We start from the raw sequence: 25,120 nt of genomic DNA, 5'->3' as shown, positions 1-25,120 counted from the left end.
TTGATCGGTACTCACTGACCATCGCACGATGGCTCACTACGTCGCCTACGCAACGCTCAACAGCGGAGAACTACACCACTCCACGGGACGTAACCATGGGTCCCACGAAGTTGAATGCCGTGAAACTCTCCGCCCGGGAACCGGCGAAATAGAGGACCACCGCTATCAGGGGAACGGTCAGCAGCGAAGCCGAGTAGCGCGGGTCCCGCATCCAGTAGGTCAGAGCACGCGCCGCTACCGCTCCGGCCGGCGTACCGGGCAGCCGGCCGAACCATCCGAGGTTGCCGGCACCCTTCTTCGTCACGGCGTTGTAGGCCGGGGTGACCAGTGCCCGTGCCAGGGTGACTGACCAGAGCCACGCGCACACTCCGATGCTTGCCACTCCTATCAGGAAATGAAGCAGTGCCTGCACCGGGTGGCCGAGGGCGACGTCGGCCGGAACCGCCCAGAGTGCGCCCAGGGGCGTCCACGCGAGGATGTCGGCGAGGACCGCGGCAAATCCCGGCGATCCCCGGAATCCCGCAGTGATGCCTCCGATGATGGGCCCGAGGAGAACCAGCGGGATGATCGTCACTACGCCGCTGACATCCCGGAATTTCCGGGTGCCCGCGAGCGAGGAGATCGCCGTCGTGACAAGCCGGGAGGCAACGACGCACAGGACCACAGCGAGAAGACCGCATCCGAGCGCCGCTATCGCCGCAGCGGGATACCGGATCCAGCTGATGGCCTGGGCAAGAGCCGCCACCAGGGTGACGGCACCTGGAACCCCGATCAGGCCGCCGAGCGTGAGGCCGGCCAGGAGTTGCCGCATGGGCACCGCGTACGTGACGAAGCGGTCCGGATCCAGGGTCATGTCGATGCCGGCCGCCGCGACCGGGATGACGACCCAGCCCAGCACTGCTGCCGAACCGCCGATCACGAGCACCGAGCGGATGATCTCGGGGTCGGCCGAACCCAGCAGGACAAGGCCCACGACAAGGAATCCCAGGATTCCCAGGCCGTACAGACCGCCGAGGATCAGCCCGATCAACTGGCCGGTGCTGCGCCTGAGTGAGTTGCGGAGGAGGGTGAGTTTCAGCCTTACGAGTTCCGCAACCATGAAAGACCTTCCGCCGTGCTGCGTCCCCCGACCAGCTCGACGAAGCGGTCCTCGAGGCTTCCGTTCCCCCGGACCTCATCCACTGTTCCCGCTGCGAGCACGGTTCCCGCGGCGATCACTGCCACGTGATCACACATGCGCTGGACAAGGTCCATGACGTGGCTCGAGACGATCACCGATCCACCCGAATTCACGTAGCTCTTGAGGATGTCGCGGATATTGGCCGCCGAAACCGGATCCACGGACTCGAAGGGCTCATCCAGCACCAGCAGCCTCGGTGCATGGATCAGTGCTGAGGCCAGGGCGATTTTCTTGGTCATCCCGGCTGAATAGTCGACCACCAGGGTTCCGGCGTCGCCGGCGAGATCGAGCGCACGCAGGAGGTCCTGCACCCGGCCGCTGACAACGTCCCTGTCCATCCCCCTCAGGAGCCCTGCATAGGTGACGAGTTGCTCGCCCGTGAGCCGGTCGAACAGCCGCACTCCGTCCGGCAGGATCCCCAGCAGCTTCTTTGCCTGGAGCGGGTTCTTCCACACATCGACGCCGTGCACCAGTGCCTGCCCGAAGTCGGGCCGCAGGAGCCCGGTCGCCATGGAGAGGGTGGTGGTTTTTCCTGCACCGTTCGGCCCGACAAGACCATAGAAGGAGCCGGTCGGAACGTCGAGGTTGATTCCATTGACGGCGATCTTCGACCCGAACCGTTTGGCCAGCCCGCGGATGGAGAGTGCCACGGCTTCCGGCTGACGTGCCGGAGGCGGCTCCGAGGGCTGGGGCGGCTGGGAACTCATGCCTCAACGCTAGCAACCGGGGCCCGCGCCTTCGACATCCCAAAGGACTAAAGGACCGGAGGACTCAAGGACTCAAGGACTCAAGGACTCAAGGACCGCCGGACTTCGAAAGGACGGGCCGCGCCTAGAACAGGGCGCGCGCGAGGGCGCTGCGCGCTTTGGTCACGCGCGGATCCGAACTGCCGACGACGTCGAACAGCTCCAGGAGGCGTTTCCGGGCGGTTTCCCTGTCCTCGCCACCGCTGCGGGCGATGATCGCCACGACGCGGTTGAAGGCGTCCTCCACGTGGCCTCCCGTGATGTCCAGGTCAGCGACAGCGAGTTGTGCCACGACGTCGTCGGGCTGGTCCGCGCCGGCCTGCCGGAGTGCTGCGGCATCCGCGTTCTCCAGCCGCTGCATCAGCTCGACCTGCGCGAGGCCGGCTTTGGCCTCGGCGTCGGCGGGCTGCTCGGCCAGGGCCTTCTGGTAGGCGGCGGCGGCGGCGGCATAATCGCCCGCCTCGATGGCGTCGAAGGCTTCCTGGTGGAGGGGAGGCAGTGCCGATTCCGGCGGCTCCGTCCCCGCCGGGGGCTCGGCGGCGTCATTGAGTGTTCCGGTGACCCCGTTCGCTTCCGCCACCCTCAGGAGCTCGTCCAGCAGCGCGCGGACCTGTGGTTCGGGCATCGTCCCCTCGAACAGCGGAACAGGCTGGCCCTTCACCACTGCCACCACGGTGGGCGCGGCCGTGGCCTGGAAAGCCTGGGCGATCTGTGGCTGCGCCTCGATGTCGGCGTAGGCCAGGAGCACCCGGCCATCGAGTTCCAGTACCACTGCCTCCAGCACGGCGCTCACCTGCGCCGACTGCTCGCTCCAGGAGGCGCGGAGGTCCACGATCACGGGAACCTGCGCCGAGAGCTGGATCAGCTGCGGGAAGGTCTGCTCCGTCACCGCCACGATGTAGGGGCTTGCCGTTGCCGGGGCGGGCGTGGTCGGGGCGGGCCGCGCTGCGGCATCGGCACGTGCCTTGAGGGCCGAGAGATCAACGGCCCCCCGCAGGTTCATCGACGACGGCGGCATGCCGCCCCGCTGTGCTGGTGTGGACACTGATCTGCCTTCCTTTACCCCTGTAACGATCGGCGCCGCAACTTTGAAACGCACACCCCATGGTAACGAAGTGTGGCCTGCCGGGCACCTCCGGCTGTTAGTGTTTCGTCTGTTGTCCCCCCTGCGGTAGAGCCGCCGCCACAGCGAAAGCAGAGCCCAGCGTGACAGATCATCAGGACGTCCCGGTCAGCGAGCCGCTGCCGAGGCCGTCGGGCGGCCCGGTACCTGACGCCCGCACGTCCGACCCTGCCGTATCTGCCGTCGATCCGGTACTGCCTCCGGCGCAGAGCGGCACCCCGTTCATCCGGAAGTGGGGCGCCCGGCTCCGGAGACCACTGCCGGGCGCGCAGCCGCGTCCGCGCTTCGAGTTCCCGCCGGAGCGCGAGCCCGAATCCGTGGCGGTCGATCCGTCGGTGCAGCTGGGTGACGAACGCCTGAAGTTCGGCGGAGCGTACCCGAGGTCGATGCGCCAGCACCCCATTCATTTCGGATTCATGATGAGTGTCGGCGTCGGCCTCGCACTGCTCGCCTTCTTCATCATCACCAACGTGACCCAGTTGCTCCTGTGGATCGGCGCGGCGCTGTTCATCGCACTGGGGCTTGAACCGATCGTGCGCTGGCTCAATACCAAGGGCGTGCCCCGCCCGGCAGGCATTGCAATGGCGCTGCTGGTGCTCGCCGGAATTGTGGGCGGCTTCTTCGCAACCCTGATTCCCACTATCGTCTCGCAGACATCGCAGATCGGTGACCGGGCACCCGGGTACGCCAATGACTTCCTCAACTCGGAGTTCTTCACCACCATCGACGCGCAGTTCCAGGTACGCGACCGCGTCTCTGCCGAGATCAACAGGTTCTTCGCCAACAGTGAAGCCGTGGGCGGGATCTTCGGCGGAGTGCTGGGTGTGGGAACGGTGATCGTGAACAGCCTGTTCGGCACGCTCGTGGTGCTGGTCCTCACCCTGTACTTCCTCTCATCGCTTCCCTCCATGAAGAAGTGGGCCTACCGGCTGGCACCCCGTTCCCGGCGGGCGCGCGTGGAGATCCTGGCCGAGGAGATCACGCGCAGCGTGGGCCTCTACGTGATCGGCCAGGCCTGCGTGGCCCTGCTGAACGGCATGTTCGCCTTCATCTTCATGAGCATCGCGGGCGTCCCGTTCACGGTGCTGCTCGCCTTCGTCGTCGTGCTGCTCGCCTTCGTCCCCCTGGTCGGCGCGCTGATCGCGGCCGCGGTGGTGACGCTCGTTGCGCTCACCGTGGGCTGGAACACGGCACTCCTCTTCGCGATTCCGTACCTCGCGTACCTGCAGTTCGAGGCGTACTTCATCTCGCCGCGCATCATGCAGCGCGCCGTAGCGGTACCGGGCTCGGTCGCCGTGATCGCCGTCATCGCCGGTGGAAGCCTGCTCGGGGTCCTCGGTGCGCTGATCGCCATTCCCACAGCGGCGGCTGTCATGCTGTTGCTCAAGGAAGTCTTCATCGCACGTCAGGACGGCCAGTAGGACACTGCCCGTGGCCCGCGGCGTTCCTGGCTACGGCGCTGTGGCCGCCGGACCCTCCCACACCGTGGGCAAGGGTGACACCGGAGCGGGCAGCACGACGTCGGCAATCTCGTTCAGCGCCCGCGCCGCGTACTTCTCCCCCACCCACAGGTGCTTCGCGCCTTCCACGGGAACGACGTCCGCCTGCGGAACCCCCGCGAAGCGCTCGAGGGCTTCCGGGGGCTTCAGGTAGTCGTCGTGCTCGGGAACGAGGACCTTCAGCGGCAGGCCCGCCGCTGCCCAGGCGGCGAGGTCGTCGTCGTCCGCGCGGTGCAGCGGCGGCGAGAGCAGGATGGCCCCCTCGATGAGCTCGGCCACCGGGTCCAGCGCTCCGTACTTCAGGCACAACTCGGTCCCGAAGGACCAGCCGACCAGCCAGATGTTCGTGAGGCCCTCGTCGACTGCCCATCGCACCGCAGCCTCGAGGTCGTGGCGCTCGGCCTCGCCGCCGTCGAACGTTCCTCCGCTGGAGCCCCGGGGTGAGGAGGTTCCGCGCGTATTGAAGCGGAGCACTGCAATCCCGGCCAGCGCGGGCAGCCGGAAGGACGCCTTGCGGTAGACGTGGGAATCCATGAAACCGCCGTGGGTGGGCAGCGGGTGGAGGGTGACCAGGGTGGCAGCCGGCGCCCGGCCTTCGGGTGAGGCGAACTCGCCCACCAGTGTCAGTCCGTCGGCGGTGGTGAGCTCGATGTTGCGCCGATCTGCGGGAAGCACCGTCGCGGCCCGGATCTCCACTGGTTCGCTGCTGGTGGTGAAAGTGTATTCGGGTGAAGTGCTGGCCATTTCCCCAGTCTAGGGGCGGCGGGGTATGCCCTGTGCCGGCCGGCTCAGTACCGGTAGCTGCGCGTCCGCCAGCACTGGACGTGCCAATGGCGCCTGTCCGCCAGCGCCGCCTCGGCACCCAGCAGCGAGTCCTCGCGCCACACCACGAGGTGCGCCAGACCGGAGGGGATCACCGAGTGGCAGCCGGGGCATTTGTACTCCTTGGCCGCGCTGCGCTCCGTGATCCGCCGCACCGACCACTCGCCGTCGGGAGCGCTCTCGTGGGTCGGGAAGCCCGACCGCGCACGTTCGAGGTCCAGTTCGGGCGGCGGAGCCCACTTGCTCCGCGCGCCGCCACCGGGACGGCTGGGTCGGTTGGAACGGGGCACGGTTCCAGTCTGCCTGAACGGAGCCGGTGCACAGAAACGGTAAGGTTCGAGGTGTGCGTTTAGTTATAGCCCGATGCTCCGTTGACTACATCGGGCGCCTCCGCGCCCACCTGCCCCTCGCCACGCGGCTCCTCCTGGTGAAGGCCGACGGCTCGGTCCTCGTGCACTCCGATGGCGGCTCCTACAAGCCGCTGAACTGGATGAGTCCGCCGGCCACGCTGCGCGTCACGGCTCCTGACGAGGCCGACGCCGCCGAAGGCATCACCGAAGTGTGGACGGTTCAGCACGGCAAGAGCGACGATCGACTGATCATCTCCATCCGTGAACAGCTGCATGAGTCATCCCACGATCTCGGCGTGGACCCCGGGTTGGTCAAGGACGGCGTCGAGGCCGACCTGCAGCGCCTGCTTGCCGAACAGATCACCCTGCTGGGTCCGGGGTATTCGCTGATCCGCCGCGAGTATGGAACGGCGATCGGCCCGGTGGACATCCTGGCCCGCGACGCGGCGGGTGCCACCGTCGCCGTCGAGCTCAAGCGTCGCGGGGATATCGACGGAGTCGAGCAGCTGACCCGGTACCTCGAACTCCTCAATCGGGACCCGCTCCTCTCCCCCGTGCGGGGCGTCTTTGCCGCACAGCAGATCAAGCCGCAGGCGCGCGTCCTCGCCGCCGACCGCGGCATCGACTGCCTCACCCTGGACTACGATGCGATGCGCGGCGTGGACGACGTCGATTCCCGGCTTTTCTGAGCGCCCCCCCGACATCGAAGCGCCTTCCCGCATACAATCGGGAAATGGCCAACCACCAGGGCACAGGCAGTTTCATCACGGGCCGGATGGTCACCGAGACCGAGGTCATCGAGGACGCCGTTCTCGCGTGGGAGGGTGAACGCATCACCAGCGCAGGTGCCGCGGACCGGAAGGACCGGAACGCAGAACCCCCGGCAGGGCCGAAGAGCTCCTCCCTGCCGCCCGGCGCCCTGATTCTTCCGGGATTGGTGGACCTCCACTGCCACGGTGGAGGAGGCGGAGACTTCACCTCCGGCAATGAGGACCAGACCCGCGCTGCGGTGGATTTCCTCCATCGAAGAGGCACGACGACGACGCTCGCGAGTACCTGCACGGTTCCGCTCTCCGACCTCGTGCAGGCCTTCACTCTCCTGTCACGGCTTGCCGAGGAGGGCCTGATCGCCGGTATTCACTCCGAGGGCCCTTTCCTCTCGCCCGAGCGGTGCGGGGCGCACGATACTTCCTACCTCCGCCTACCCGACCAGGACGACGTCGACCGGCTGATCGATGCTGCCGGGGGCCACCTGCTCTCGATGACCTATGCGCCCGAACTCGAGGGCTCCGAGTTGCTGGTCTATGAACTGGTGACCCACGGTGTGATTCCCTCGATAGGCCACACGAACGCCACCGCGGAGCAGACCGCGGCGGCCCTGGACCTGATCATCGAGGAACTCGACTCCACAGGCTTCGACGGCTTCCAGGGCCGGCCGACGGCCACCCACCTGTTCAACGCCATGCCGTCCATGCACCACCGCTCCCCCGGGCCGGTGCCCCTCCTCCTTGAACGGGCACGCACTGGTGAACTGGCGGTCGAGATCATCGCCGACAACGTGCACCTGCATCCCGACACCGTCCGGATGGCTTTTATCATGGCCGGACCGGAGAACGTGTGCCTGGTGAGCGATTCGACGGCCGGAGCCGGCCGGACGTCGGGGAATTTCCGCCTTGGCCGCACCGAGATCCACATCGAGGACGGCGCGGCTGTGCTCTCGGAAACCGGTGCGCTGGCCGGAGGGAACGGAACGCTGATCGACGTGGTCCGCTGCGCAGTGGACGCCGGGGTAGCGCTCGTTGACGCGGTGCGGTCGGCAACGTCTGTGCCCGCCGCTGTGCTGGGGCTATCGGACGAGGTGGGTTCGCTACGCCCCGGTCTCCGCGCTGATGCCCTCGTGGTGTCGGAGGATTTCGAGGTGCTCGGTGTCCTGCGGGCCGGCGTCTGGCTGGCCGCACCCAACGCGAACTGAACCGGTCGCCGGAGTCGGTCCCGGTCAGGGGCTGGGGACGGTCAGCGCCATGTGCCGATGCCGATGACCGGCCCGGCCTCGATCCATGAGGAGAGGCCTGAATAGGATTCGTATTTCATGGCCAGCTCGAATTCCTGGTCCTCGTACTTCAGGGTGACGATCACGGCCCGCGGTTGGATGCGTACCGTTTCGGCCTCCGTCGGCTGGCGCCACCCCTGGAGCTCGATGGAGCTGCGGAGGTAGCGGTAGCGCGGCAGGGGGCTCAACGAGAGCAGACTCAGCCACTCGAGGTGCAGGTCCGTATAGCGGCAAACCCCCATCCGCCAACCCTTGGGAGGGAGGCGGATGGAGGCGTCAAAGGTTCCGAGCCGACGGCCGAGCTGGTACCGGCGCAACAGGAACGCACCGATGGCCAGCACGACCAACCCGAAGACGGCTCCGAGGATGACGAATATCAGACCCGGACCGTCCATCGGAGGAAACGTCAGCGTGCTTCCGCAGTCACCGAACCGCCGATTCTGGCGTTGTCGGCAACGATCACCACGCGATTGCTGTCGACGGAGAAGAATCCTCCGTCAACTCCGACCACCAGGCGGTCCCCGCTCACCGGCTGGATGACGAGCTCACCCTCCTCAAGGATTGCCAGTACGGGCGAGTGGCCCGGCAGGATGCCGATCTCACCGTCGCTCGTCCGCCCCTTGACCATGGTGGCCGCGCCGGACCACACGAAGTGGTCCGCCGCGACGATCTCTACCTCTAGCTCTGCGCTGGCAGCCATGGTGCTTACTTTCCGGTCTGCTTCTGGATGTCGGCCCACTGCCGCTCGACGTCGTCGAGCCCGCCGATGTTGAAGAACGCCTGCTCGGCGACGTGGTCCAGATCGCCGTTGCAGATGGCCGAGAAGCCCTCGATGGTGTCCTTGATGCTCACGGTCGAGCCCTCGACGCCCGTGAACTGCTTCGCGGTGTAGGTGTTCTGCGAGAGGAACTGCTGGATGCGCCGCGCACGGGCAACCACGACCTTGTCCTCCTCGCCCAGCTCGTCGATGCCGAGGATGGCGATGATGTCCTGCAGTTCCTTGTTCTTCTGCAGGATCTGCTTGACGCGCACGGCCGTATTGTAGTGGTCGAAGCCGATGTACTGGGGGTCCAGGATGCGCGACGTCGACGTCAGTGGGTCCACGGCCGGGTAGAGTCCACGCGAAGCGATCTCGCGGGAGAGCTCGGTCGTGGCGTCCAGGTGTGCGAACGTCGTGGCCGGAGCCGGGTCGGTGTAGTCATCAGCCGGGACGTAGATAGCCTGCATCGAGGTGATCGAGTGGCCCTTCGTCGAGGTGATGCGCTCCTGCAACAGGCCCATCTCGTCGGCCAGGTTGGGCTGGTAGCCCACAGCGGAAGGCATGCGGCCCAGCAGGGTCGACACCTCCGAACCGGCCTGGGTGAAGCGGAAGATGTTGTCGATGAAGAGCAGCACGTCCTGGTTCTGCACATCGCGGAAGTACTCCGCCATGGTCAGCGCCGAAAGCGCCACGCGGAGGCGCGTTCCCGGCGGCTCGTCCATCTGGCCGAACACCAGGGCGGTGTCCTTCAGGACGCCCGCCTCTTCCATCTCGACCCAGAGGTCGTTTCCTTCACGCGTCCGCTCGCCTACTCCGGCGAACACCGAGGTGCCGCCGAAGTTACGGGCAACACGGGTGATCATCTCCTGGATCAGAACGGTCTTGCCCACACCGGCGCCGCCGAACAGTCCGATCTTTCCACCCTTGATGTAGGGGGTGAGGAGATCGATGACCTTGATACCGGTCTCGAGCATCTCGGTGGAACCCTCGAGGGACGCGAAGCTCGGAGCCTTGCGGTGGATAGGCCAGCGCTCGGTGATCTCGAGCGTTGATTCCTCGACGTCGAGCGGCTTGCCCAGAACGTTGAAGATGTGACCCTTGACGACGTCGCCCACGGGGACGGAGATCGCCGAACCGGTGTCCTGGACAACAGTTCCGCGGACGAGCCCGTCGGTGGCCTGCAGCGAGATGGCGCGCACGAGGTTGTCCCCGAGGTGCTGGGACGTCTCGAACGTGATCAGTCGCGTTACACCGTTGAGGGTGACCTCAGTGGTGAGCGCGTTGTACATTGCGGGGATTGCGTCAGCCGGAAACTCGACGTCGACAACCGGGCCAATGACGCGTGCAATACGGCCGGTAGCGCCGGGGGCAACTGAGTCCGTACCGTGTTCAACAGTCTGGGCAGTCATCTCTCTCACTTCATTTACGTAGATGGCGTGGAACTAAGTTTATCGTTGCGCAAAGCCCTCGAGGGCTTTGCGCAGGAAAGCTGGTCAGGACGCGTTGAGCGCATCGGCTCCGGCGACGATCTCCGAAAGCTCCTGCGTGATCTCCGCCTGCCGTGCGGTGTTGCGCAACCGCGTGTACTTCTTGATGAGTTCTGTTGCATTGTCGCCGGCCGACTTCATCGCCCGCTGGCGGGCGGCGAGCTCACTTGCGGAGGACTGCAGCAGGGCAGCGAACAGGCGGGACTCGATGTACCGCGGCAACAGGGCGTCGAGAACCCGTTCCGGTTCCGGCTCGTACTCGTAGAGCGGCAGGAGGTCGGAATCGCCGGAATCCTGCTCGTCGACAACCTCCAGGGGCAGCAGCCGGATCACCGACGGCTCCTGGACGACCATCGATTTGAACTTGGTGTAGACCACGTGGATCTCCTCCACGCCGCCGTCCTCGTAGTCCGTTGCGAAGTCAGCGAGAAGCGCCTTGCCGATTTCCCGAGCCGTTTCGAACTCGGGGGCATCGGTGTCCCCGGTCCACACCTGCTCATAGGGGCGGCGGCGGAAGTCGAAGTATGCCTGTGCCTTCCGGCCGACGAGGTATGCCTTGGTTTCCTTGCCCTCGCTCTTCAGCTTCTCGAACAGGCCCTCGGCCTGCTTGAGCGCACTGGCCGAGTAGGATCCGGCGAGGCCGCGGTCCGACGTCAGAACGAGCACTGCCGCCCTGCGGACCTCGGCCGGTTCGGTGGTGAGCGGGTGGTCGAACTCCGTCTGCGACGCCACAGCCGACACCGCGCGGGTGATCGCGTTGGCATAGGGCAACGACGACGCCACACGCGCACGGGCCTTGCCGATGCGAGAAGTCGCGATCAGCTCCATCGCCTTGAAGATCTTCCGCGTTGACGTCGTCGAAGCGATCTTCTGGCGGTAGACCCGAATCTGGGCTCCCATACTTGTCCTTTCCTCCGCTTCCCCCGAGGGAAACGGCTACGGCGAGGGCGGATGCCGGACACGCGCTGGGCGCGTGTCCGGCGATCAGCTACCTAGCGCTTGTGCCGAACGATCTTTTCCTGGTCCACCGAGTCGGCGGGAAGGGCGTCGTGCTCTTCGTGGCCTGCTCCGGGCCCGTCCGCTCCCCTGCCGAAGAATCCCTGCTTGAAGCGGGTGATCTCCGACTTCAACTCCTCGGCCGTGGAATCCTCCATCTTGCCCGTCTGGGCGAGTGTGGTCAGCACGGAGGACCGGTGGCCCAGGTGCTCGAGGAATTCGGTCTCGAAGCGGCGGATGTCCTCGATCGGAATATCGTCGAGGTAACCGCCGGTACCGGCCCAGATCGAGACGACCTGCTGCTCCACCGGCATCGGCGAGTACTGGCCCTGCTTCAGCAGTTCCATGAGCCGTGCGCCACGGGTCAGCTGCTGCCGTGATGCTGCGTCGAGGTCGGAGGCGAACATCGAGAAGGCCTGCATGTCACGGTACTGCGCGAGGTCGAGCTTCAACGTGCCCGACACCTTCTTCATCGACTTGACCTGTGCGGCACCGCCCACGCGGGACACCGATACGCCCACATCCACCGCTGGGCGCTGGTTGGCGTTGAACAGGTCCGACTGCAGGAAGATCTGACCGTCGGTGATCGAGATGACGTTGGTGGGGATGTATGCCGAGACATCGTTCGCCTTGGTCTCGATGAGCGGGAGACCCGTCATCGATCCGGCGCCGAGTTCGTCGGACAGCTTCGCACACCGCTCCAGCAGACGGGAGTGCAGGTAGAAGACGTCACCAGGGTAGGCTTCGCGTCCCGGTGGGCGTCGCAGCAGCAGTGACACTGCACGGTAGGCCTCGGCCTGCTTGGAGAGATCGTCGAACACGATCAGGACGTGCTTGCCGCCGTACATCCAGTGCTGTCCGATGGCCGATCCGGCATAGGGCGCAAGGTACTTGAATCCGGCGGGGTCCGAGGCCGGCGAGGCGACGATCGTGGTGTATTCCAGCGCGCCCTTGTCCTCGAGGGTCTGGCGGACAGCGGCGATGGTGGACGCCTTCTGTCCGATCGCGACATAGATGCAGCGGACCTGCTTGTTGACGTCCCCGGAAGCCCAGTTGTCCTTCTGGTTGATGATCGTGTCGACGGCGATGGCAGTCTTGCCTGTCTGGCGGTCACCGATCAGGAGCTGGCGCTGGCCGCGGCCGATCGGGATCATGGCGTCGATCGCCTTGAGTCCTGTCTGCATCGGCTCGTGCACCGACTTGCGCTCGGTCACGCCCGGCGCCTGGGTCTCCAGGGCTCGCCGTCCTTCGGCCTTGATCGGACCGAGGTCGTCGATGGGCTGGCCGAGCGGGTCGACGACACGGCCGAGGAAAGCGTCCCCAACCGGCACGGAGAGGATTTCCCCTGTGCGGTGGACTTCCTGGCCTTCTTCGATTCCGGTGTAGTCGCCGAGGACGACGACACCGATCTCGCGCGTGTCGAGGTTCTGGGCGAGGCCCAGCGTTCCGTCTTCGAACCGAAGCAGTTCGTTCGCCATGACCGAAGGCAGACCCTCAACCCTGGCAATGCCGTCACTGGCGGTGGTTACGCGGCCAACTTCGACACGCTCCGCATTTCCGGGCTCGTAGGACGCCGCGAAGTCATTCAACGCATTACGGACGTCGTCGGCGTTGATGGTCAATTCGGCCATCTGCAGTCCCTGCTCTCCTGTGTTGCGATCGCCGTTAGGTTCGTGGCGACCTGGATGTAATTCAATCTTGGTCGAGCTTGGATAAGCGCGAAGCGCTATCCCGCCATCTTGCGGCGGAGTTCGGACAGACGCGTGACAACCGTGGAATCGACCATTTCGTCGCCCACGCTCACCCGCACACCACCGATCAGTAACGGATTGACGTCGACGTTGACCTTGAGTTCCCGGCCGTACATCGCGTTCAATCCGGCAATAAGCTTGGCGTGCTGGCTGTCCGTCAGCGGACGGGAAACGCTGACGTTGGCAATCCACCGCTGTTGGCGGGCTGCCACCAGTTCGAGGAAACGTCCGACGAGCGCGGCTGGCTTCAGCCCTCGCGGCGCCGATACGGCCTGGGAGATCAGCAGCTTGCCGGCTTCTCCAGCGTGCGGCACCAGCTTGAGCGCGAGGTTCACCTTCGATTCGGTGCTCGCCTGCGCTTCGGACAGTGCCCGCTGCAGTTCATGGTTGGATGCAACGACCGCCATGAACGAGTGCAGCTCGGTTTCGAGCCGCTCCAAGCCCTCCACGCCGGTCCCGCCGCGTTCTGCGACGGAGATGACTACCGTGGCGGCGAGCGTCTCGAGGGCGTCACCGATGTCGCGGGCACTCGCCCAGCGCTCGGATACGAGGCTCTTGACGACGCCCACCGCATCCGGGGATACCCGGTTGGCAATGAGCTGGTCGACCAGCACCGCTTTGTCCTTGCCTGAGCGTGACGGATCCGTCAGCGCCCGGCGAAGCCCGGCGTTGCTGTCGAGCATTGCGAGAACTCCGAAGAGATCCTCCGCCAGGGACAGCTTTGCCCCCGGCAGGCGGGATTCCAGGTCTTCCCGAACGCTCGCCAGGGAGTGGCTTGATACACCGGCCATTACTTAGCTGCACCTGCGCTCTGCGAGGAGGTCTCGAGATCGGCAAGGAAGCGGTCGATGACGCGTCCCGAGCGGGCGTCGTCGGCCAGTGACTCTCCGACGATACGGCTTGCAAGGTCCGTGGCGAGCGTTCCGACCTCTGCACGGAGCGAGACAACTGCTGCCTGACGCTCGGCTTCGATCTGGACGTGTGCCTGCTCGGTGATCCGTGCGGACTCCGCTGCAGCCTTTTCCTTCAGCTCGGCGAGGATCTGCGCGCCTTCGGCGCGGGCTTCCTCACGGATGCGGTTGGCCTCGGTGCGGGATTCCACAAGCTGCTGCTTGTATTCCTCAAGAGCCGCGTTGGCTTCGACCTGTGCCGCTTCGGCCTTGGCGATCCCGCCTTCAATGGCCTCGGTGCGCGCGGCAAACGTCTTCTCGAACGCCGGCATGACGTACTTGATGACGATGAACATCAGCACTGCGAAGCCCGCCACTGTCACGAGCAGTTCCCAGAGGTTCGGGATCAGGGGGCTTGAGCCCTCTTCCGCCGCCATAATCGCTGCTTTAAGCATTTTTCACCCGTCTTTCTTCAACTGGTCTTCGGACGAAACTTCAACCGTGCAGCTAAGCGCCGATAACGAACGCGAAGACGAGGCCGAGGATGGCTAGGGCTTCGGTCAGAGCCAGGCCGAGGAAGGCGATGGGCTGGAGGACGCGCTGTGCCTCAGGCTGACGTGCTACGCCGTTGATGTACGCGGCGAATACGAGACCCACTCCGATACCACCGCCGATTGCGGAGAGACCGTATCCAACGAGGTTGAGGCTACCCTGTACTTCCATTGTGTTCCTTTCAAGATGCCGCCTTGGTGCGGCAGGTTGTTTGGGATCATCCCCGACGGGGAAGACTGTTGAGAATCTGGAGAACTAATGCGCGTCGGCGTGGAGTGCGCCTTCGATGTAGATGGCGGCCAGCAGTGTGAACACGTAGGCTTGGAGGACCATGATCAATGCCTCGAGCATGTACATGGCGATGGCACCGCCGAGTACCAGGACGCTGGTTCCCTGCAGGAGGATGTTGCCCGTGGAGACCATGTACTCGATTGCCGTTCCGGCAAGAGTGACGATGAGGTGACCCGCGAGCATGGTCGCGAAGAGTCGGAGGGAGTGCGTGACCGGCCGGACGATGAAGTTCGAGATGATTTCGATCGGTACGACGATCGGCAGGATGTACCAGGGCACGCCCGACGGCACGACTGCGAGCTTGAAGTACTTCAGGCCGTGCTTCTTGATGCCGATTCCCACCCAGAGCAGGTAGAAGATCGCGGCGATGGCATAGGCGCTGCCCGGATGCGAGAAGCTGGGCAACTGCAGGAACGGGATGGCACCGAAGATGTTGTTCACCAGGACGAAGAAGAACGCAGTGAACAGCCATGGGACGTACTTCAGGAAATCCCGTCCACCGATGATGTCCTTGCCGATGGAGTTGCGGACGAATCCGTAGGCCGACTCACCGAGGAACTGCATCTTGCCCGGCACCAACGCGTTGCGGCGTGAGGCCATCAGGAAGAAGGTGGCAATCAGGATCACCGAGAAGATGATCATCAGCATCTGCTTGCCGAAACCGCCCTCGAACCAGATGCCGTATTCACCACCCCAGGGGAAGATGTCCCGGTAGTGGGTGTCGTCAATAGTCGGGGGCACGAAACCCTCATCAGTTGTTGCGGCCGGGAGCGCAAGCGCGATCAACGCGTTTCCTCTCTGCAGTGTCCATCGTTGGGCAGTTTTCGATCGGCCACAGCGTGACGCGTCCGACTTTTCAAGTTGTGGGGACTCACTCGGGCTTTCCATCATGGCCGCCGGGGTCATCCTGCGGAGTGTTCCGGGACGATGTCGGGCGGGCCCTGGTGAGATCGTGCATGTGGGAGAGGTAGAAACCTCCGGCCGCACCCAGAAACGCTCCTGCAAGCACCAGCCAGCGTGTTTCCAGGAGATAATCCAGTCCCCAGCCTATCAAACTCCAGACCACGATCCCGCCAATGATGTAGCTGAAGACGGCGATGCCCTCGTTGTAGCCCCCGTTGGCATACCTGCCGCCGCCGCCGTCGTCGGACGGGGTGTTCCGGGGTGGATTCTTCTCAGCCATCAGGGCGTCTCGTCCTCGTACAGCTGGTGCCGGGTGCGGGAGAAAGCGAAAACCTCGACTGCCTGCCAGACCATCACGGTGACGACCGCACCGGTGAAGAACCACGTGCGGGCGAGCCAGTCCGGTGTCCCGAGGAAGAACAGGACTGCGGCAAAACCCACCACTTTGATGGCGTAGGTCACCGCGAACAGGCCGAGCGCCCCGGACGGGTTCGATTTGCCGGCGAAGTGGCCGATGAAGAGGCTGATCCCGAAGAAAAGGACCACGAGGGCGAAGCCGAGCAGTGCGCTCAGCGCTCCCTCTGGGCCCTCGAGAACGCCGGCGACGACGGCGAGGACGCCGATGACGACGGTGGTGGCCAGCGTGCAGCGGGCGAGGATTCCGAGCCAGGGCGACGCGGTCGGCCCGGAGACGGTGACGCCTGTTCCCCGGATGCCGGAGTCTGCGGCTGGATCGGGTGTGCTCACTGCATCCGCTCTGTTGGTATCGCTCGGGGTGTGCTGCCCCATTGCGGAGCGCATCTAGATTCTACAGCAGGTAGAGGAACGAGCCGCTCAGTTCAGGTCGGGCGTGACCGCTGCCTGCCGACGGGCGGCCCTCGCGCGGAGGATCCGCGGCGAGTACAGATACATGGCGACGACCCCGGCTGCGAGCAGTGATCCGGATACCGCAACCGGCGCGTCGGCCGTGGCCACGATGAAGCCCGCAGCCCCGGTGACCGCCGAGAACGCGGTTACCAGCAGAGCCACCTGCAGATGGTTCAGACCGGTATCGGTGAGCCTCTGGTAAACGTGCTGCCGGTGCGACACGTACAGCCGCTCTCCGCGCTGGGCCCGCCGGAGGAACGTCGTGAAGGTGTCGGCGAGATAGATGAGGACGGGTGAGAGCAGATACTCGATGTAGACGCCGGCGAGGAGACCCGTGACAGCAATCGCGGCAACCGACGCCCCCAGCAGGTAGCTGCCCACATCCCCGAGGAACACGAACCCCCGGCCGAGGTTCCAGGGCAGGAATCCGGCGAAGGCCGCAGCCAGGACCAACCCGGCGACGATCAGCCACAACTGGTCGCTGAGCGCCCCCCCGATCGCGTAGAAAACACCGACGAGCACCCCGTGCATCCCCGAGATGCCGTTGATGCCATCCATGAAGTTGGCCACGTTGATGTAGGCGGCGACAGCGAGGGCACCGAAGGGCACCCACCAGTAGCTCTGGTCGATCGTGTAGGCCAGTGCGGCTGTGCCCAGGGCGCCGATGACGAGCTGGCAGCCAGCCCGCACGCGGATGGGCAGGCCCCGTAAATCCTCGAGCCAACCGAGGAGCGACGCCGCCGCCACCATGAGCAGGACGATCAGCACCAGGGAACGGTCCACGGCGACCAGGCCGGTGGCCAGGGACAGCGCAAGCGCCACCAGGATCCCGCCGGCCACGCTCACGCCCATCCCCCGGATCACCACCGAGGAGTGGGAGGATCGGTCGTTCGGTACGTCGAGCACTCCCCAGCGCGCCAGCAGCGGCTTGACGGCAAAGGGCAGGAGCACGCTCACCAGGAACGCGACGCCGGCAACGGAACTCAGCAGAAGAGTCATTGGATGGCCTTGTCCCTGCCGGCAGGAGGAAGGCTGCGCTGCCGTGCCGCGAATCCTCCACGGGTCTTCCACTCCTGGAGGTCGAGCTGCGCAGGATCGAGAACAGCGACCGAGGTATGGGAGATCTTGGGGTGGAGCGGCCGCGAATCGTCCTCGCCCACCCCGATCAGGTCCTCATGCATCTTCTCCCCGGGACGCAGGCCGGTGAACACGATGTCGATGTCCTTGCCTGACATCGCGATCATCCGCTGGGCAACGTCGAGGATCCGCACGGCCTCGCCCATATCGAGGATCAGCACTTCTCCCCCGCGGCCGATGGCGCCGGCCTGGACAACGAGCTGGCAGGCTTCGGGGATGGTCATGAAGAAGCGCGTGACCTCGGGATCCGTCACGGTGATGGGTCCGCCGCTCCGGATCTGCTCGGTGAACAGCGGCAGCATGGAGCCGCGGCTTCCGATAACGTTGCCGAACCGCACCGAGACATATTTCTGCCCCGACTGCTGCGCGTGCCAGGAGGTCAGTTTCTCCGCGACCCTCTTGGAATGGCCGAGCACGCTGGTGGGATCGGCTGCCTTGTCGGTCGAGATGTTGACGAAGTTGGTCACACCCGCGGCGGCGGAGGCCCGCAGGACGTTGAGCGTGCCCTGCACGTTGGTCTTCCACGCCTCTTCCGGATATTGCTCGAGCAGCGAGACGTGCTTCAGGGCGGCAGCATGGAAGACCACTTCCGGACGGCGGTCCTCGAAGATATCCAGGAGCGCATCGGAATCACGGATATCGGCCAGAACGGTGTCGCGGCCGGTCAGCAGACCCCTCCCTGTGAGGGAGATCTGCGTCGACTGGAGGCCGGTTTCATCCCGGTCCAGCATGATCAGTTCCGCAGGGGTGAAGGCGGCCAGCTGGCGGCACAGTTCGGAACCGATGGAGCCTCCCGCTCCCGTGACGAGGACCCGCTTTCCGGTGATGTAGCCGGCCACCTCGTCGGCGTGGATGTCGACGGGCCGCCGGCCGATGAGGTCCTCGACGGCAACCTCGCGGAAGTCCGACAGTCCCTTCCCTGTCCCCAGCATGTCCCGCAGGGGCGGCAGCACCAGGACCTTGATGCCGAGGCCCGCCACGAGGTCGGAGACTTTCCGCACCTGGGAGGCCTCGACCTCGGAGAAGGCGAGAACGAGGATGGACGCCCGGGTCCGCGCGGCGATCGCCGGCAGTTCCTCGAGCCGGCCGAGCACAGGAACCGAGGAGAGCCGCAGGTGCTTCTTGGCCGGATCATCGTCGATCAGGCCCACCGGCACATAGGGCGACCCGGGATCCTGCATCATCCGGGCCACCAGGGAATTGCCGAGGAACCCCGCCCCGTAGATCAGCGTGCGCTGGGCGTCCTCGCCCGGCCGCGCCTTGCTCTCGACGTACATCCGCTTCAAGTACCGCGTGGCGGCAAGGAACATGCAGGCGAACGGGAACGCGATGATGCCGATGCTTCGCGGCACCTCGATCACCGTGAAGAAGGCCACGCTCACCAGCACGAGGATCACGGAGACGAGCACGGTGACAATGACGAGTAGCCGCGCCTCGTGGAAGCTGCCGAAGCTGTATCTCCCCCGGTACAGGGCGAAGCTCAGGCCGACGACAAGCTGCGCAAGGACCGCGATTCCGCAGAAGACGGCCACGCCCTCGATGTTGATCGCATTCACCAGGAGTTCGTAGCGCAGGATCAGCGCCAGGACGATCGCAACCACCCAGGCGACGGCGTCGAGCAGGTACTGGGACCAGAGCCAGAGCGCCGGTTTCTCCCCTTTGGGAGTCTCCTCCGGAATGCTCCTCGCCTGAGAAGCCCCGGGCGCGGCTGCCGGTTTCTGGGGATCGGGTCGACCGCCGGTTTGTCTCATGGTTCCTAACAACTAGACTCGTCCTACCCGAGAATACTAACCGCAGTAGCTTGGCCCAGGCAGTTTTGGGCGGCATCGCGGCGCGGAAGGATCACGTTGCAGGACCCAGCAGCGGGCGGACGCTTGTTTCTCGTCATCACCACCTTCAACCGGTCCGACTATCTCCGCGGCCTCCTCGATTCGGTCGCCCTGCTCGACCCGGCGCCGGCCGGCGTCGTCGTCATCGACAACGCGAGCACCGACTCGACAGCCGACGTGGTGGCCGGTGCAGCGCTTTCGCTGCCGTTCCCCCTCCTTCACCATCGGTTGCCGGTGAACGTCGGTGGAGCAGGCGGCTTTTCAGCAGGAATCCGGCGTGCACTGTCCGAGGATGCCGACTGGTTGTGGCTGATGGACGACGACGTCGTGGCCCTTCCCGACGCGCTCGCGGCACTGACGCCCTGGATGGAGCGCTACCGGTGCCTCCACGGGCGCCGGTGGGACCCGTCGGGCAAACCCTTCTTCTGGCAGCACCACCTCAACGAGTTCCTTGGCGTCCACCTTCCCGTGCGCGGGAATGTCTTCGCCGATTCCCGCGTGTTCCACACGAACGTCGGATGCTTCGAGGGCATGCTGGTGCATTCCGATGTGGTGCGCGACGTAGGCCTGCCGGATCCCCGGTTCTTCCTCAACGGCGACGACACCACCTACGGCTGGCTGATCTCGCAGCGGTACGCCGTGGCCTATGTCGACGAGTTCGTCCTGCGGAAGGCGCGCCCGCAGAAGCAGATCGACCTCGGTGTGAGGCACCTCAACGACTCGAGCGACCTCGGCAGGTTCTGCGCTATGCGGAACCGCGGGCACCTGGCGAGGTATCTGCAGCACCAGGGCCGCTGGAACCGGATGGGCTTCGCCCTCGGCACCGCCCTGACCGCGGCCAAGGAAGTGTTCCGCCTCCTGGCGGTAGAACACACCTTTTCCGGGTTGAGCGCTGTGTGGCGCGGTTGGCGGGAGGCGCGGGAGATCCTCGCCGACGAGGACTGGCTGCCCATGCCGCCGCTGGTCGCTGCCGGCGACATCCCGGGCCGCGGCGTTTCCGAAATGCAGAGGATTCCCGGGGCGAACGGCATCGACGACGCCCCGGGCGCACCGTGAGCTGGGGTGTCGTCGGGGCTTCCGGCTTCGTCGGCTCAGCGGTGGTCTCGGCCCTCCGGAAGGCCGGGATCGACGTCGTTCCCATTCCCGCACCGCGGCTGGCCACGGAGCTGCTCGACGCCGATCACCTGGCGGAGGAGGCCCGGGGCCACCCCTGCCTCGCGGACCTCGAGGCAGCCCTCCGCCCGTGCCGCGTCGTGGTCAACGCGGCAGGGCTCGCAGCACCGGGCGCTGCTGATACTCCGGAGCTGCGCGGAGCAAATTCGCTGCTGCCGGCGGTCCTTGCGGAGGCCGCCGAGCGGGTGGGGGTGCACCGGTTCCTCCACCTCGGCAGTGCCGCAGTGCAGGGCAGCAGGCCGGTGCTCGATGAAACCGGGGCCACGAGCCCATTTTCCGCGTATTCCCGCAGCAAGGCACTCGGTGAACAGGTCCTGCGGTTGCGGTTGCGGTCGGACGCACGAGCAGGTACCGGCGACCAGGGTCTGGAGATCACCGTCGTGCGGGCCACTTCGGTGCAGGGTCCCACCCGCCCGACAACGGTGGCATTGGCGCGTCTTGCACGCTCCCCGCTGGCGTCGGTTGCGGCTCCCGGCGAAGCTCCCACACCCGTGGTCTCGGTCGGCGCGCTGGCCGACCTGGTGGTCGCGGTCGGCGATTTTCCGTCGAAGCTGCCGTTCCTCGTCCTTCAGCCCTGGGAGGGACTGACCGTGCGGACGGTCCTCGAGGCTGCCGGCGGCAGGCCCAGGGTGCTCCCGCGCTGGCTGTGCCGTGCGGCACTGCGCTGCGGCTACGCGGCGTCGGCCCTCACCGGCGGGCGCCTGTCGGGCGCGGTGCGGCGCGCCGAACTCATGTGGTTCGGCCAGGCCCAGGCGCCCGGCTGGGCGGAGCGGCACTCGTTGGTGCCGGAACCCCGGATCAGGGCCGTTCTCGAGGCTGCAGCCGGACAGGTGCCTCGGGGTCGGAGACCGTGACTGCCGTGGACCCGCCGGCGGGAGACTCTCCTTCGGACGATCCGTCCTCAGGCGGATCCTCCGCCGGCGCTTCATCCATGCCCAGGAGGTTGGGAACCGTCCGCCTCAGCCGGTCCAGCGGGATCGACCCCTGCCGGACCACGCGGAGGACCTCCGACGTCGCGTCGACGATGGTCGAGCCAACCGACGAACCAGCCGAGCGCGTTCCGCCGTCGAGGTAGACAGCTGCTGATTCCGCCAACTGGGCCATCGCGTCGGCGGCCGTGCTTGCGGCCGGCTGACCGGTCCGGTTCGCTGAAGACACCGCCAGCGGACCGGTCATGGCGAGCAGGTCAAGGGCCACGCGGTCGTCGGGCATGCGCAACGCCACGGTGCCGAGGGTTTCGCCGAGGTCCCAGGTGAGGGACGGCTGCGCGTGGCAGATGATGGTCAGTGCACCCGGCCAGAACGCCGCGGCCAGGCGCCGCGCGTCGGGATGGACGTCGATGGCAAGACCATCCATGGTCTGGACCCTCGGAATGAGGACGGGGGGCGGCATGTTGCGTCCGCGACCCTTCGACGCCAGCAGTGTTGCCACGGCCTGCGGTGAGAAGGCGTCGGCAGCGATCCCGTAGACCGTATCGGTGGGGATGACAACGCACTGTCGAGCTGCGAGCGCCCGTTGCGCGGCAGCGATGCCTTCGCTGCGCTGGTCGGGATCGGAACAGTCGTAGCTGGTGGTCACTGGATCATTCTTCCATCCGCTGGAACACTGGCGCACATCGGGAGCTCACTGTGTCCTACGGGCGCCGGGTGGAGGGCCGAAGCCGGTTCCCCGGAAACCCTTCGAGTAGGCGCCGAACCACGCGGCCAGCCCGCGAAGGTTGCCGGTGGTGAGGAAATAGTAGGGAAAGCCGACGATGTCCGCACTGAACCACCTCAGGTTGCGGTACTTCCGCGTGAGGTAGCCCCGGTTGCGGAAGTAGCAGAACCGCTTGTACTCGCCCTCCGGAATGACCGGTGTGAGGAAGCCCCTGAAGATGGGTTTCATTTCGCTCCAGGACGCCGGATGCCGCACGGCGACCGTTGTGACCGTGCCGTACTTCAGGCCCGCCTTTTTTACCCGGGAGAGGAAATCGACTTCGTCGCCTCGGATGAAGAACTTCATATCCGGCAGGCCGACCGTGGAGAAGACACTGGTGCGGATCAAGGCTCCGTTGAAGAAGTGCACCATGTTGGGCAGATACCCCAGGGGCTCGAGCCGTGCCCGCTCATTGGTGATGAGCCCGTTGATACGGAAGTTGAAGGACAACCGGCCAGGATCTCCCGTGGCCGCCACCAGGGGACTGACGACGTCCAGCTTGTGCTCATCCGCTGCCTTCAGCAGCTCCGCGAGGCAATGCTCGTCCTCGGGATGACCGTCGTCGTCCATCATCCAGACCCACTCCGCGCCGCTGGCGATGGCCGCGAGAATGGCGAAGGCGAACCCGCCGGCACCACCGAGGTTCGCCTCGGACCGCAGGTAGTTGATATTGCTCCCGCCGGATACGACGACGTCCGCCGCCGGTACGGTTCCGGAGTCCACGAGGGCGATCGAATGGATGGGCGCGGTCTGCGCGGCAAGACCCTCGAGCAGCAGGGCGAGCTCCCCTGGACGGTCGAACGTGACGGCGGCAACGGCGACCTTCGCCTGCGGCTCCGTCATCGCCGGATTCCGCTCGGGCAGGTGGGATGGAAAGTCATGGAGTCCTTTTCGCTTTCGATGGTGCGGGGCGTGCGAGGACCGCACTCGTGGCCCGGTCGCGCCCCGTGAGGTCCCGGTGGGTGGTGATGGAGAGCCAGCAGCCGGCGCGCCTGAGGAGCGACGCCACCTCGCCCGCCTGTACCTCTGCGTGCTCCATCACGAAGTAACCGCCCGGCTTCAGGAGGCGTGCGGCTGATGCTGCGGCGGCAGCGGGCAGATCCATGCCGTCCTCTCCCCCGCCGTACAACGCCATTCCGGGATCGTGAAGGGCTACCTCGGGCTCGTTGGGCACTGCAGCGGAGGGAATGTAGGGCGGATTCGACACCACGACGTCGAAGGTCGCATCGTGCTCCGCAAGGGCGTCGGCGAGGTCGCCCTGCACCAGCGTGACACCGTGCGGGCGAAGGTTGCCCTCCGCCCACGCCACCGCGAGGTCACTCAGTTCGACGGCATGGACATCAGCGCCGGGAACCTCGTCGGCGACCGACGCCGCAATGGCTCCCGAACCAGTGCCGAGGTCCACGATCTTCGGCGCGTCGAGTGTCAGCGCATGGTCGATCACCAGTTGCGCCACGGATTCGGTTTCGGGACGGGGGATGAAGACTCCCGGTCCCACGGCGAGTTCGACGTGCCGGAAGTACGCAATGCCGGTGAGGTGCTGCAGCGGGGTGCGGCGCGCCCGCTCCTCCACGAGCTCTTCGAAGCCCTCGGGCGCCGCGGAACCGGTGAGCACCAGGGCCCTCACACGCCCGGGGCTGACCTTCAGCAGGTGGGCGGCGAGCAGTTCGGCGTCGACGCGCGGACTCGGCACCCCCGCCGCCATGAGGCGTCGGACGGCGTCCTGCAGCGCCTGCTCGAGAGTGTCGGGAGCCCCGGGCAGGCTACTCATCCGCCCCGATGGCGTCGAGCCGGGCCTGCTCGTCCATCTCGATGGCGGCCTGCACCACCGGTTCGAGCTCGCCGTTCATGACGGCGTCCAGGTTGTACGCCTTGTAGCCGGTGCGGTGATCGGCGATGCGGTTCTCGGGGAAGTTGTAGGTACGGATGCGCTCGGAGCGGTCCATGGTGCGGATCTGCGACTTCCGGATGTCCGAGTTGACGGCGTCGATCTCCTCCTGCTTCGCAGCGAGGATCCGCGACCGCAGCACGCGCATGGCCGCTTCCCGGTTCTGCAGCTGCGATTTCTCGTTCTGCATGGCGACGACGATGCCCGTGGGAAGGTGCGTGATGCGGACGGCCGAGTCAGTGGTGTTCACCGACTGGCCACCGGGGCCGGATGAACGGTAGACGTCGATCTTGAGGTCGTTCTGGTTGATGTCCACTTCCTCGGGCTCATCGACCTCGGGGAGGATGAGCACGCCTGCGGCCGAGGTATGGATGCGGCCCTGGGACTCCGTCACGGGCACCCGCTGGACGCGGTGTACGCCTCCCTCGAACTTGAGCCGGGCGTAGACGCCGTCGGCGGGGTCGTTGGAGGAGCCCTTGATCGCCATCTGCACGTCCTTGTAGCCGCCCAGATCCGATTCGTTGGCCGACAGGAGTTCGGTCTTCCAGCCGCGCGACTCCGCGTAGCGCGAGTACATGCGGAGAAGGTCTCCGGCGAACAGCGCAGCCTCGTCGCCGCCCTCGCCGCCCTTGACCTCGATGATGATATTGCGGCCGTCGTTGGGATCACGCGGGATGAGCAGGCGCCGGAGGCGTTCCTGCGCGAGAGCCAGCTGCTCCTCGAGGACAGGAACCTCTGCGGCGAACTCCGGATCCTCGCCTGCCATCTCCCGGGCGGCCTCGAGGTCGTCCTTCAGGGCGCTCCACTTGTTGTTGGCGTCAACGATCCTGCCCAGTTCCGCATACCGCCGGCCGAGTTTCCGCGCCAGCGGCTGGTCGGCATGCACTGCCGGGTCGGACAACTGGAGCTGCAGCTCGGAGTGCTCATCGAGCAGACCCTGGATGGACTCGAACATTCGTTGAACCTCTTTCGGCCGGAAAAGCCAGTCTAGGAAATCATCGGCTGCGCACGAATTCCGGCTTCCAGCCCGGACAGCCGTCATTCCTGCGCACTCGATGGGGACTATTAACCGCAAGAGCCGCCCAGGACCACGCCTGCCCCGGAAGAGCCCGCGCTACCGGGAAATCCGGT

At 65.9% G+C, this 25,120-nt stretch carries 27 protein-coding genes; 5 read left to right on the top strand and 22 right to left on the bottom strand.

Features of this window, described 5'->3' with window-relative positions; translation table 11 throughout:
- Positions 1–70 precede the first annotated feature (70 nt).
- The 3 genes from IWX65_RS12630 to IWX65_RS12620 all read right to left on the bottom strand — a co-directional run bounded on the left by IWX65_RS12630 (position 71) and on the right by IWX65_RS12620 (position 2,971).
- Entirely contained in the window at positions 71–1,099 is a 1,029-nt protein-coding gene (locus IWX65_RS12630; RefSeq protein WP_196883318.1) for a hypothetical protein, read from the bottom strand.
- Positions 1,081–1,887, bottom strand: coding sequence for an ABC transporter ATP-binding protein (locus tag IWX65_RS12625; protein WP_196883316.1), 807 nt, complete (start codon positions 1,885–1,887; stop codon positions 1,081–1,083). The genes IWX65_RS12630 and IWX65_RS12625 overlap by 19 nt, the downstream gene beginning before the upstream one ends.
- A gap of 124 nt (positions 1,888–2,011) precedes the next feature.
- On the bottom strand, positions 2,012–2,971 hold the full coding sequence (locus IWX65_RS12620; RefSeq protein WP_334683843.1) for a tetratricopeptide repeat protein: 960 nt from the start codon (positions 2,969–2,971) through the stop codon (positions 2,012–2,014).
- 161 nt (positions 2,972–3,132) lie between these two features.
- On the opposite strand from IWX65_RS12620, the gene IWX65_RS12615 reads away from it, so the two are divergent.
- Positions 3,133–4,470, top strand: a complete 1,338-nt coding sequence (locus IWX65_RS12615; RefSeq protein WP_442859195.1) for an AI-2E family transporter — start codon at positions 3,133–3,135, stop codon at positions 4,468–4,470.
- Positions 4,471–4,500: 30 nt separating this feature from the next.
- Here IWX65_RS12615 and IWX65_RS12610 read toward each other — a convergent pair whose 3' ends face one another.
- A complete protein-coding gene (locus tag IWX65_RS12610) occupies positions 4,501–5,292 on the bottom strand; it encodes an alpha/beta hydrolase (RefSeq protein WP_196883314.1) in 792 nt (263 codons plus the stop codon).
- Between the two features lie 44 nt (positions 5,293–5,336).
- On the bottom strand, positions 5,337–5,660 hold the full coding sequence (locus IWX65_RS12605) for a hypothetical protein (protein ID WP_196883312.1): 324 nt from the start codon (positions 5,658–5,660) through the stop codon (positions 5,337–5,339).
- 53 nt (positions 5,661–5,713) lie between these two features.
- Between IWX65_RS12605 and nucS the strand changes: the two genes are divergently transcribed.
- On the top strand, positions 5,714–6,409 hold the full coding sequence (nucS, locus tag IWX65_RS12600; RefSeq protein ID WP_196883310.1) for an endonuclease NucS: 696 nt from the start codon (positions 5,714–5,716) through the stop codon (positions 6,407–6,409).
- A gap of 44 nt (positions 6,410–6,453) precedes the next feature.
- Positions 6,454–7,692, top strand: coding sequence for an N-acetylglucosamine-6-phosphate deacetylase (locus IWX65_RS12595; protein ID WP_196883308.1), 1,239 nt, complete (start codon positions 6,454–6,456; stop codon positions 7,690–7,692).
- A 41-nt stretch (positions 7,693–7,733) separates the two neighbouring features.
- On the opposite strand, the gene IWX65_RS12590 is transcribed toward IWX65_RS12595, so the two are convergent.
- The 13 genes from IWX65_RS12590 to IWX65_RS12530 all read right to left on the bottom strand — a co-directional run bounded on the left by IWX65_RS12590 (position 7,734) and on the right by IWX65_RS12530 (position 19,155).
- Positions 7,734–8,165, bottom strand: coding sequence for a DUF2550 domain-containing protein (locus IWX65_RS12590; RefSeq protein WP_196883306.1), 432 nt, complete (start codon positions 8,163–8,165; stop codon positions 7,734–7,736).
- Between the two features lie 11 nt (positions 8,166–8,176).
- Complete coding sequence (locus IWX65_RS12585) at positions 8,177–8,470, bottom strand: F0F1 ATP synthase subunit epsilon (RefSeq protein ID WP_196883304.1); 294 nt, start codon at positions 8,468–8,470, stop codon at positions 8,177–8,179.
- A 5-nt stretch (positions 8,471–8,475) separates the two neighbouring features.
- Positions 8,476–9,939: a F0F1 ATP synthase subunit beta gene (gene atpD, locus IWX65_RS12580; RefSeq protein WP_196883302.1), complete on the bottom strand. Its 1,464-nt coding sequence runs from the start codon at positions 9,937–9,939 to the stop codon at positions 8,476–8,478.
- Between the two features lie 84 nt (positions 9,940–10,023).
- Positions 10,024–10,917: a F0F1 ATP synthase subunit gamma gene (locus tag IWX65_RS12575; RefSeq protein ID WP_196883300.1), complete on the bottom strand. Its 894-nt coding sequence runs from the start codon at positions 10,915–10,917 to the stop codon at positions 10,024–10,026.
- Positions 10,918–11,009: 92 nt separating this feature from the next.
- Positions 11,010–12,644, bottom strand: coding sequence for a F0F1 ATP synthase subunit alpha (gene atpA / locus IWX65_RS12570; protein ID WP_196883298.1), 1,635 nt, complete (start codon positions 12,642–12,644; stop codon positions 11,010–11,012).
- A 95-nt stretch (positions 12,645–12,739) separates the two neighbouring features.
- Positions 12,740–13,555 carry a F0F1 ATP synthase subunit delta gene (locus IWX65_RS12565; protein WP_196883296.1) on the bottom strand — a complete coding sequence of 272 codons (816 nt, stop codon included), beginning with the start codon at positions 13,553–13,555 and terminating at the stop codon, positions 12,740–12,742.
- A complete protein-coding gene (locus tag IWX65_RS12560; RefSeq protein WP_196883294.1) occupies positions 13,555–14,109 on the bottom strand; it encodes a F0F1 ATP synthase subunit B in 555 nt (184 codons plus the stop codon). The genes IWX65_RS12565 and IWX65_RS12560 overlap by 1 nt, the downstream gene beginning before the upstream one ends.
- Before the next feature lie 52 nt (positions 14,110–14,161).
- Positions 14,162–14,377 carry an ATP synthase F0 subunit C gene (locus tag IWX65_RS12555; RefSeq protein WP_019481292.1) on the bottom strand — a complete coding sequence of 72 codons (216 nt, stop codon included), beginning with the start codon at positions 14,375–14,377 and terminating at the stop codon, positions 14,162–14,164.
- Positions 14,378–14,461: 84 nt separating this feature from the next.
- The gene (gene atpB / locus IWX65_RS12550) at positions 14,462–15,283 is read right to left on the bottom strand and encodes a F0F1 ATP synthase subunit A (protein WP_196821230.1); all 822 of its coding nucleotides are present in this window, start codon (positions 15,281–15,283) and stop codon (positions 14,462–14,464) included.
- 85 nt (positions 15,284–15,368) lie between these two features.
- Positions 15,369–15,680, bottom strand: a complete 312-nt coding sequence (locus IWX65_RS17835) for a hypothetical protein (protein ID WP_334683842.1) — start codon at positions 15,678–15,680, stop codon at positions 15,369–15,371.
- On the bottom strand, positions 15,680–16,147 hold the full coding sequence (locus IWX65_RS12540; protein ID WP_196883292.1) for a hypothetical protein: 468 nt from the start codon (positions 16,145–16,147) through the stop codon (positions 15,680–15,682). The genes IWX65_RS17835 and IWX65_RS12540 overlap by 1 nt, the downstream gene beginning before the upstream one ends.
- A gap of 87 nt (positions 16,148–16,234) precedes the next feature.
- The gene (locus tag IWX65_RS12535; protein WP_196883290.1) at positions 16,235–17,266 is read right to left on the bottom strand and encodes an MraY family glycosyltransferase; all 1,032 of its coding nucleotides are present in this window, start codon (positions 17,264–17,266) and stop codon (positions 16,235–16,237) included.
- Positions 17,263–19,155, bottom strand: coding sequence for a polysaccharide biosynthesis protein (locus IWX65_RS12530; protein ID WP_196883289.1), 1,893 nt, complete (start codon positions 19,153–19,155; stop codon positions 17,263–17,265). Before IWX65_RS12530 ends, IWX65_RS12535 begins: the two co-directional genes overlap by 4 nt.
- Positions 19,156–19,251: 96 nt before the next feature.
- Here IWX65_RS12530 and IWX65_RS12525 point away from each other — a divergent pair, with 96 nt between their 5' ends.
- Entirely contained in the window at positions 19,252–20,289 is a 1,038-nt protein-coding gene (locus IWX65_RS12525; RefSeq protein WP_196883287.1) for a glycosyltransferase, read from the top strand.
- Positions 20,286–21,260 carry an NAD-dependent epimerase/dehydratase family protein gene (locus IWX65_RS12520; protein WP_196883286.1) on the top strand — a complete coding sequence of 325 codons (975 nt, stop codon included), beginning with the start codon at positions 20,286–20,288 and terminating at the stop codon, positions 21,258–21,260. The genes IWX65_RS12525 and IWX65_RS12520 overlap by 4 nt, the downstream gene beginning before the upstream one ends.
- Here the strand turns inward: IWX65_RS12520 and IWX65_RS12515 are convergent.
- The 4 genes from IWX65_RS12515 to prfA are packed head-to-tail and all read right to left on the bottom strand — an operon-like array spanning position 21,205 to position 24,944.
- Positions 21,205–21,984, bottom strand: a complete 780-nt coding sequence (locus tag IWX65_RS12515) for an L-threonylcarbamoyladenylate synthase (RefSeq protein WP_196883285.1) — start codon at positions 21,982–21,984, stop codon at positions 21,205–21,207. The two genes, IWX65_RS12520 and IWX65_RS12515, sit on opposite strands and share 56 nt — an antisense overlap.
- A gap of 45 nt (positions 21,985–22,029) precedes the next feature.
- Complete coding sequence (locus IWX65_RS12510; RefSeq protein ID WP_196883284.1) at positions 22,030–22,944, bottom strand: glycosyltransferase; 915 nt, start codon at positions 22,942–22,944, stop codon at positions 22,030–22,032.
- A gap of 34 nt (positions 22,945–22,978) precedes the next feature.
- A complete protein-coding gene (prmC, locus tag IWX65_RS12505; RefSeq protein WP_196883283.1) occupies positions 22,979–23,872 on the bottom strand; it encodes a peptide chain release factor N(5)-glutamine methyltransferase in 894 nt (297 codons plus the stop codon).
- Positions 23,865–24,944, bottom strand: a complete 1,080-nt coding sequence (gene prfA / locus IWX65_RS12500; protein ID WP_196821221.1) for a peptide chain release factor 1 — start codon at positions 24,942–24,944, stop codon at positions 23,865–23,867. Before prfA ends, prmC begins: the two co-directional genes overlap by 8 nt.
- Between the last annotated feature and the right edge of the window lie 176 nt (positions 24,945–25,120).

The sequence above is a fragment of the Arthrobacter sp. CAN_A214 genome, from assembly GCF_015751955.1.
Lineage (GTDB): Bacteria > Actinomycetota > Actinomycetes > Actinomycetales > Micrococcaceae > Arthrobacter_D.
Note: the sequence above shows the minus strand (reverse complement) of the source record. Positions and strands in the feature narration are given on the sequence as shown.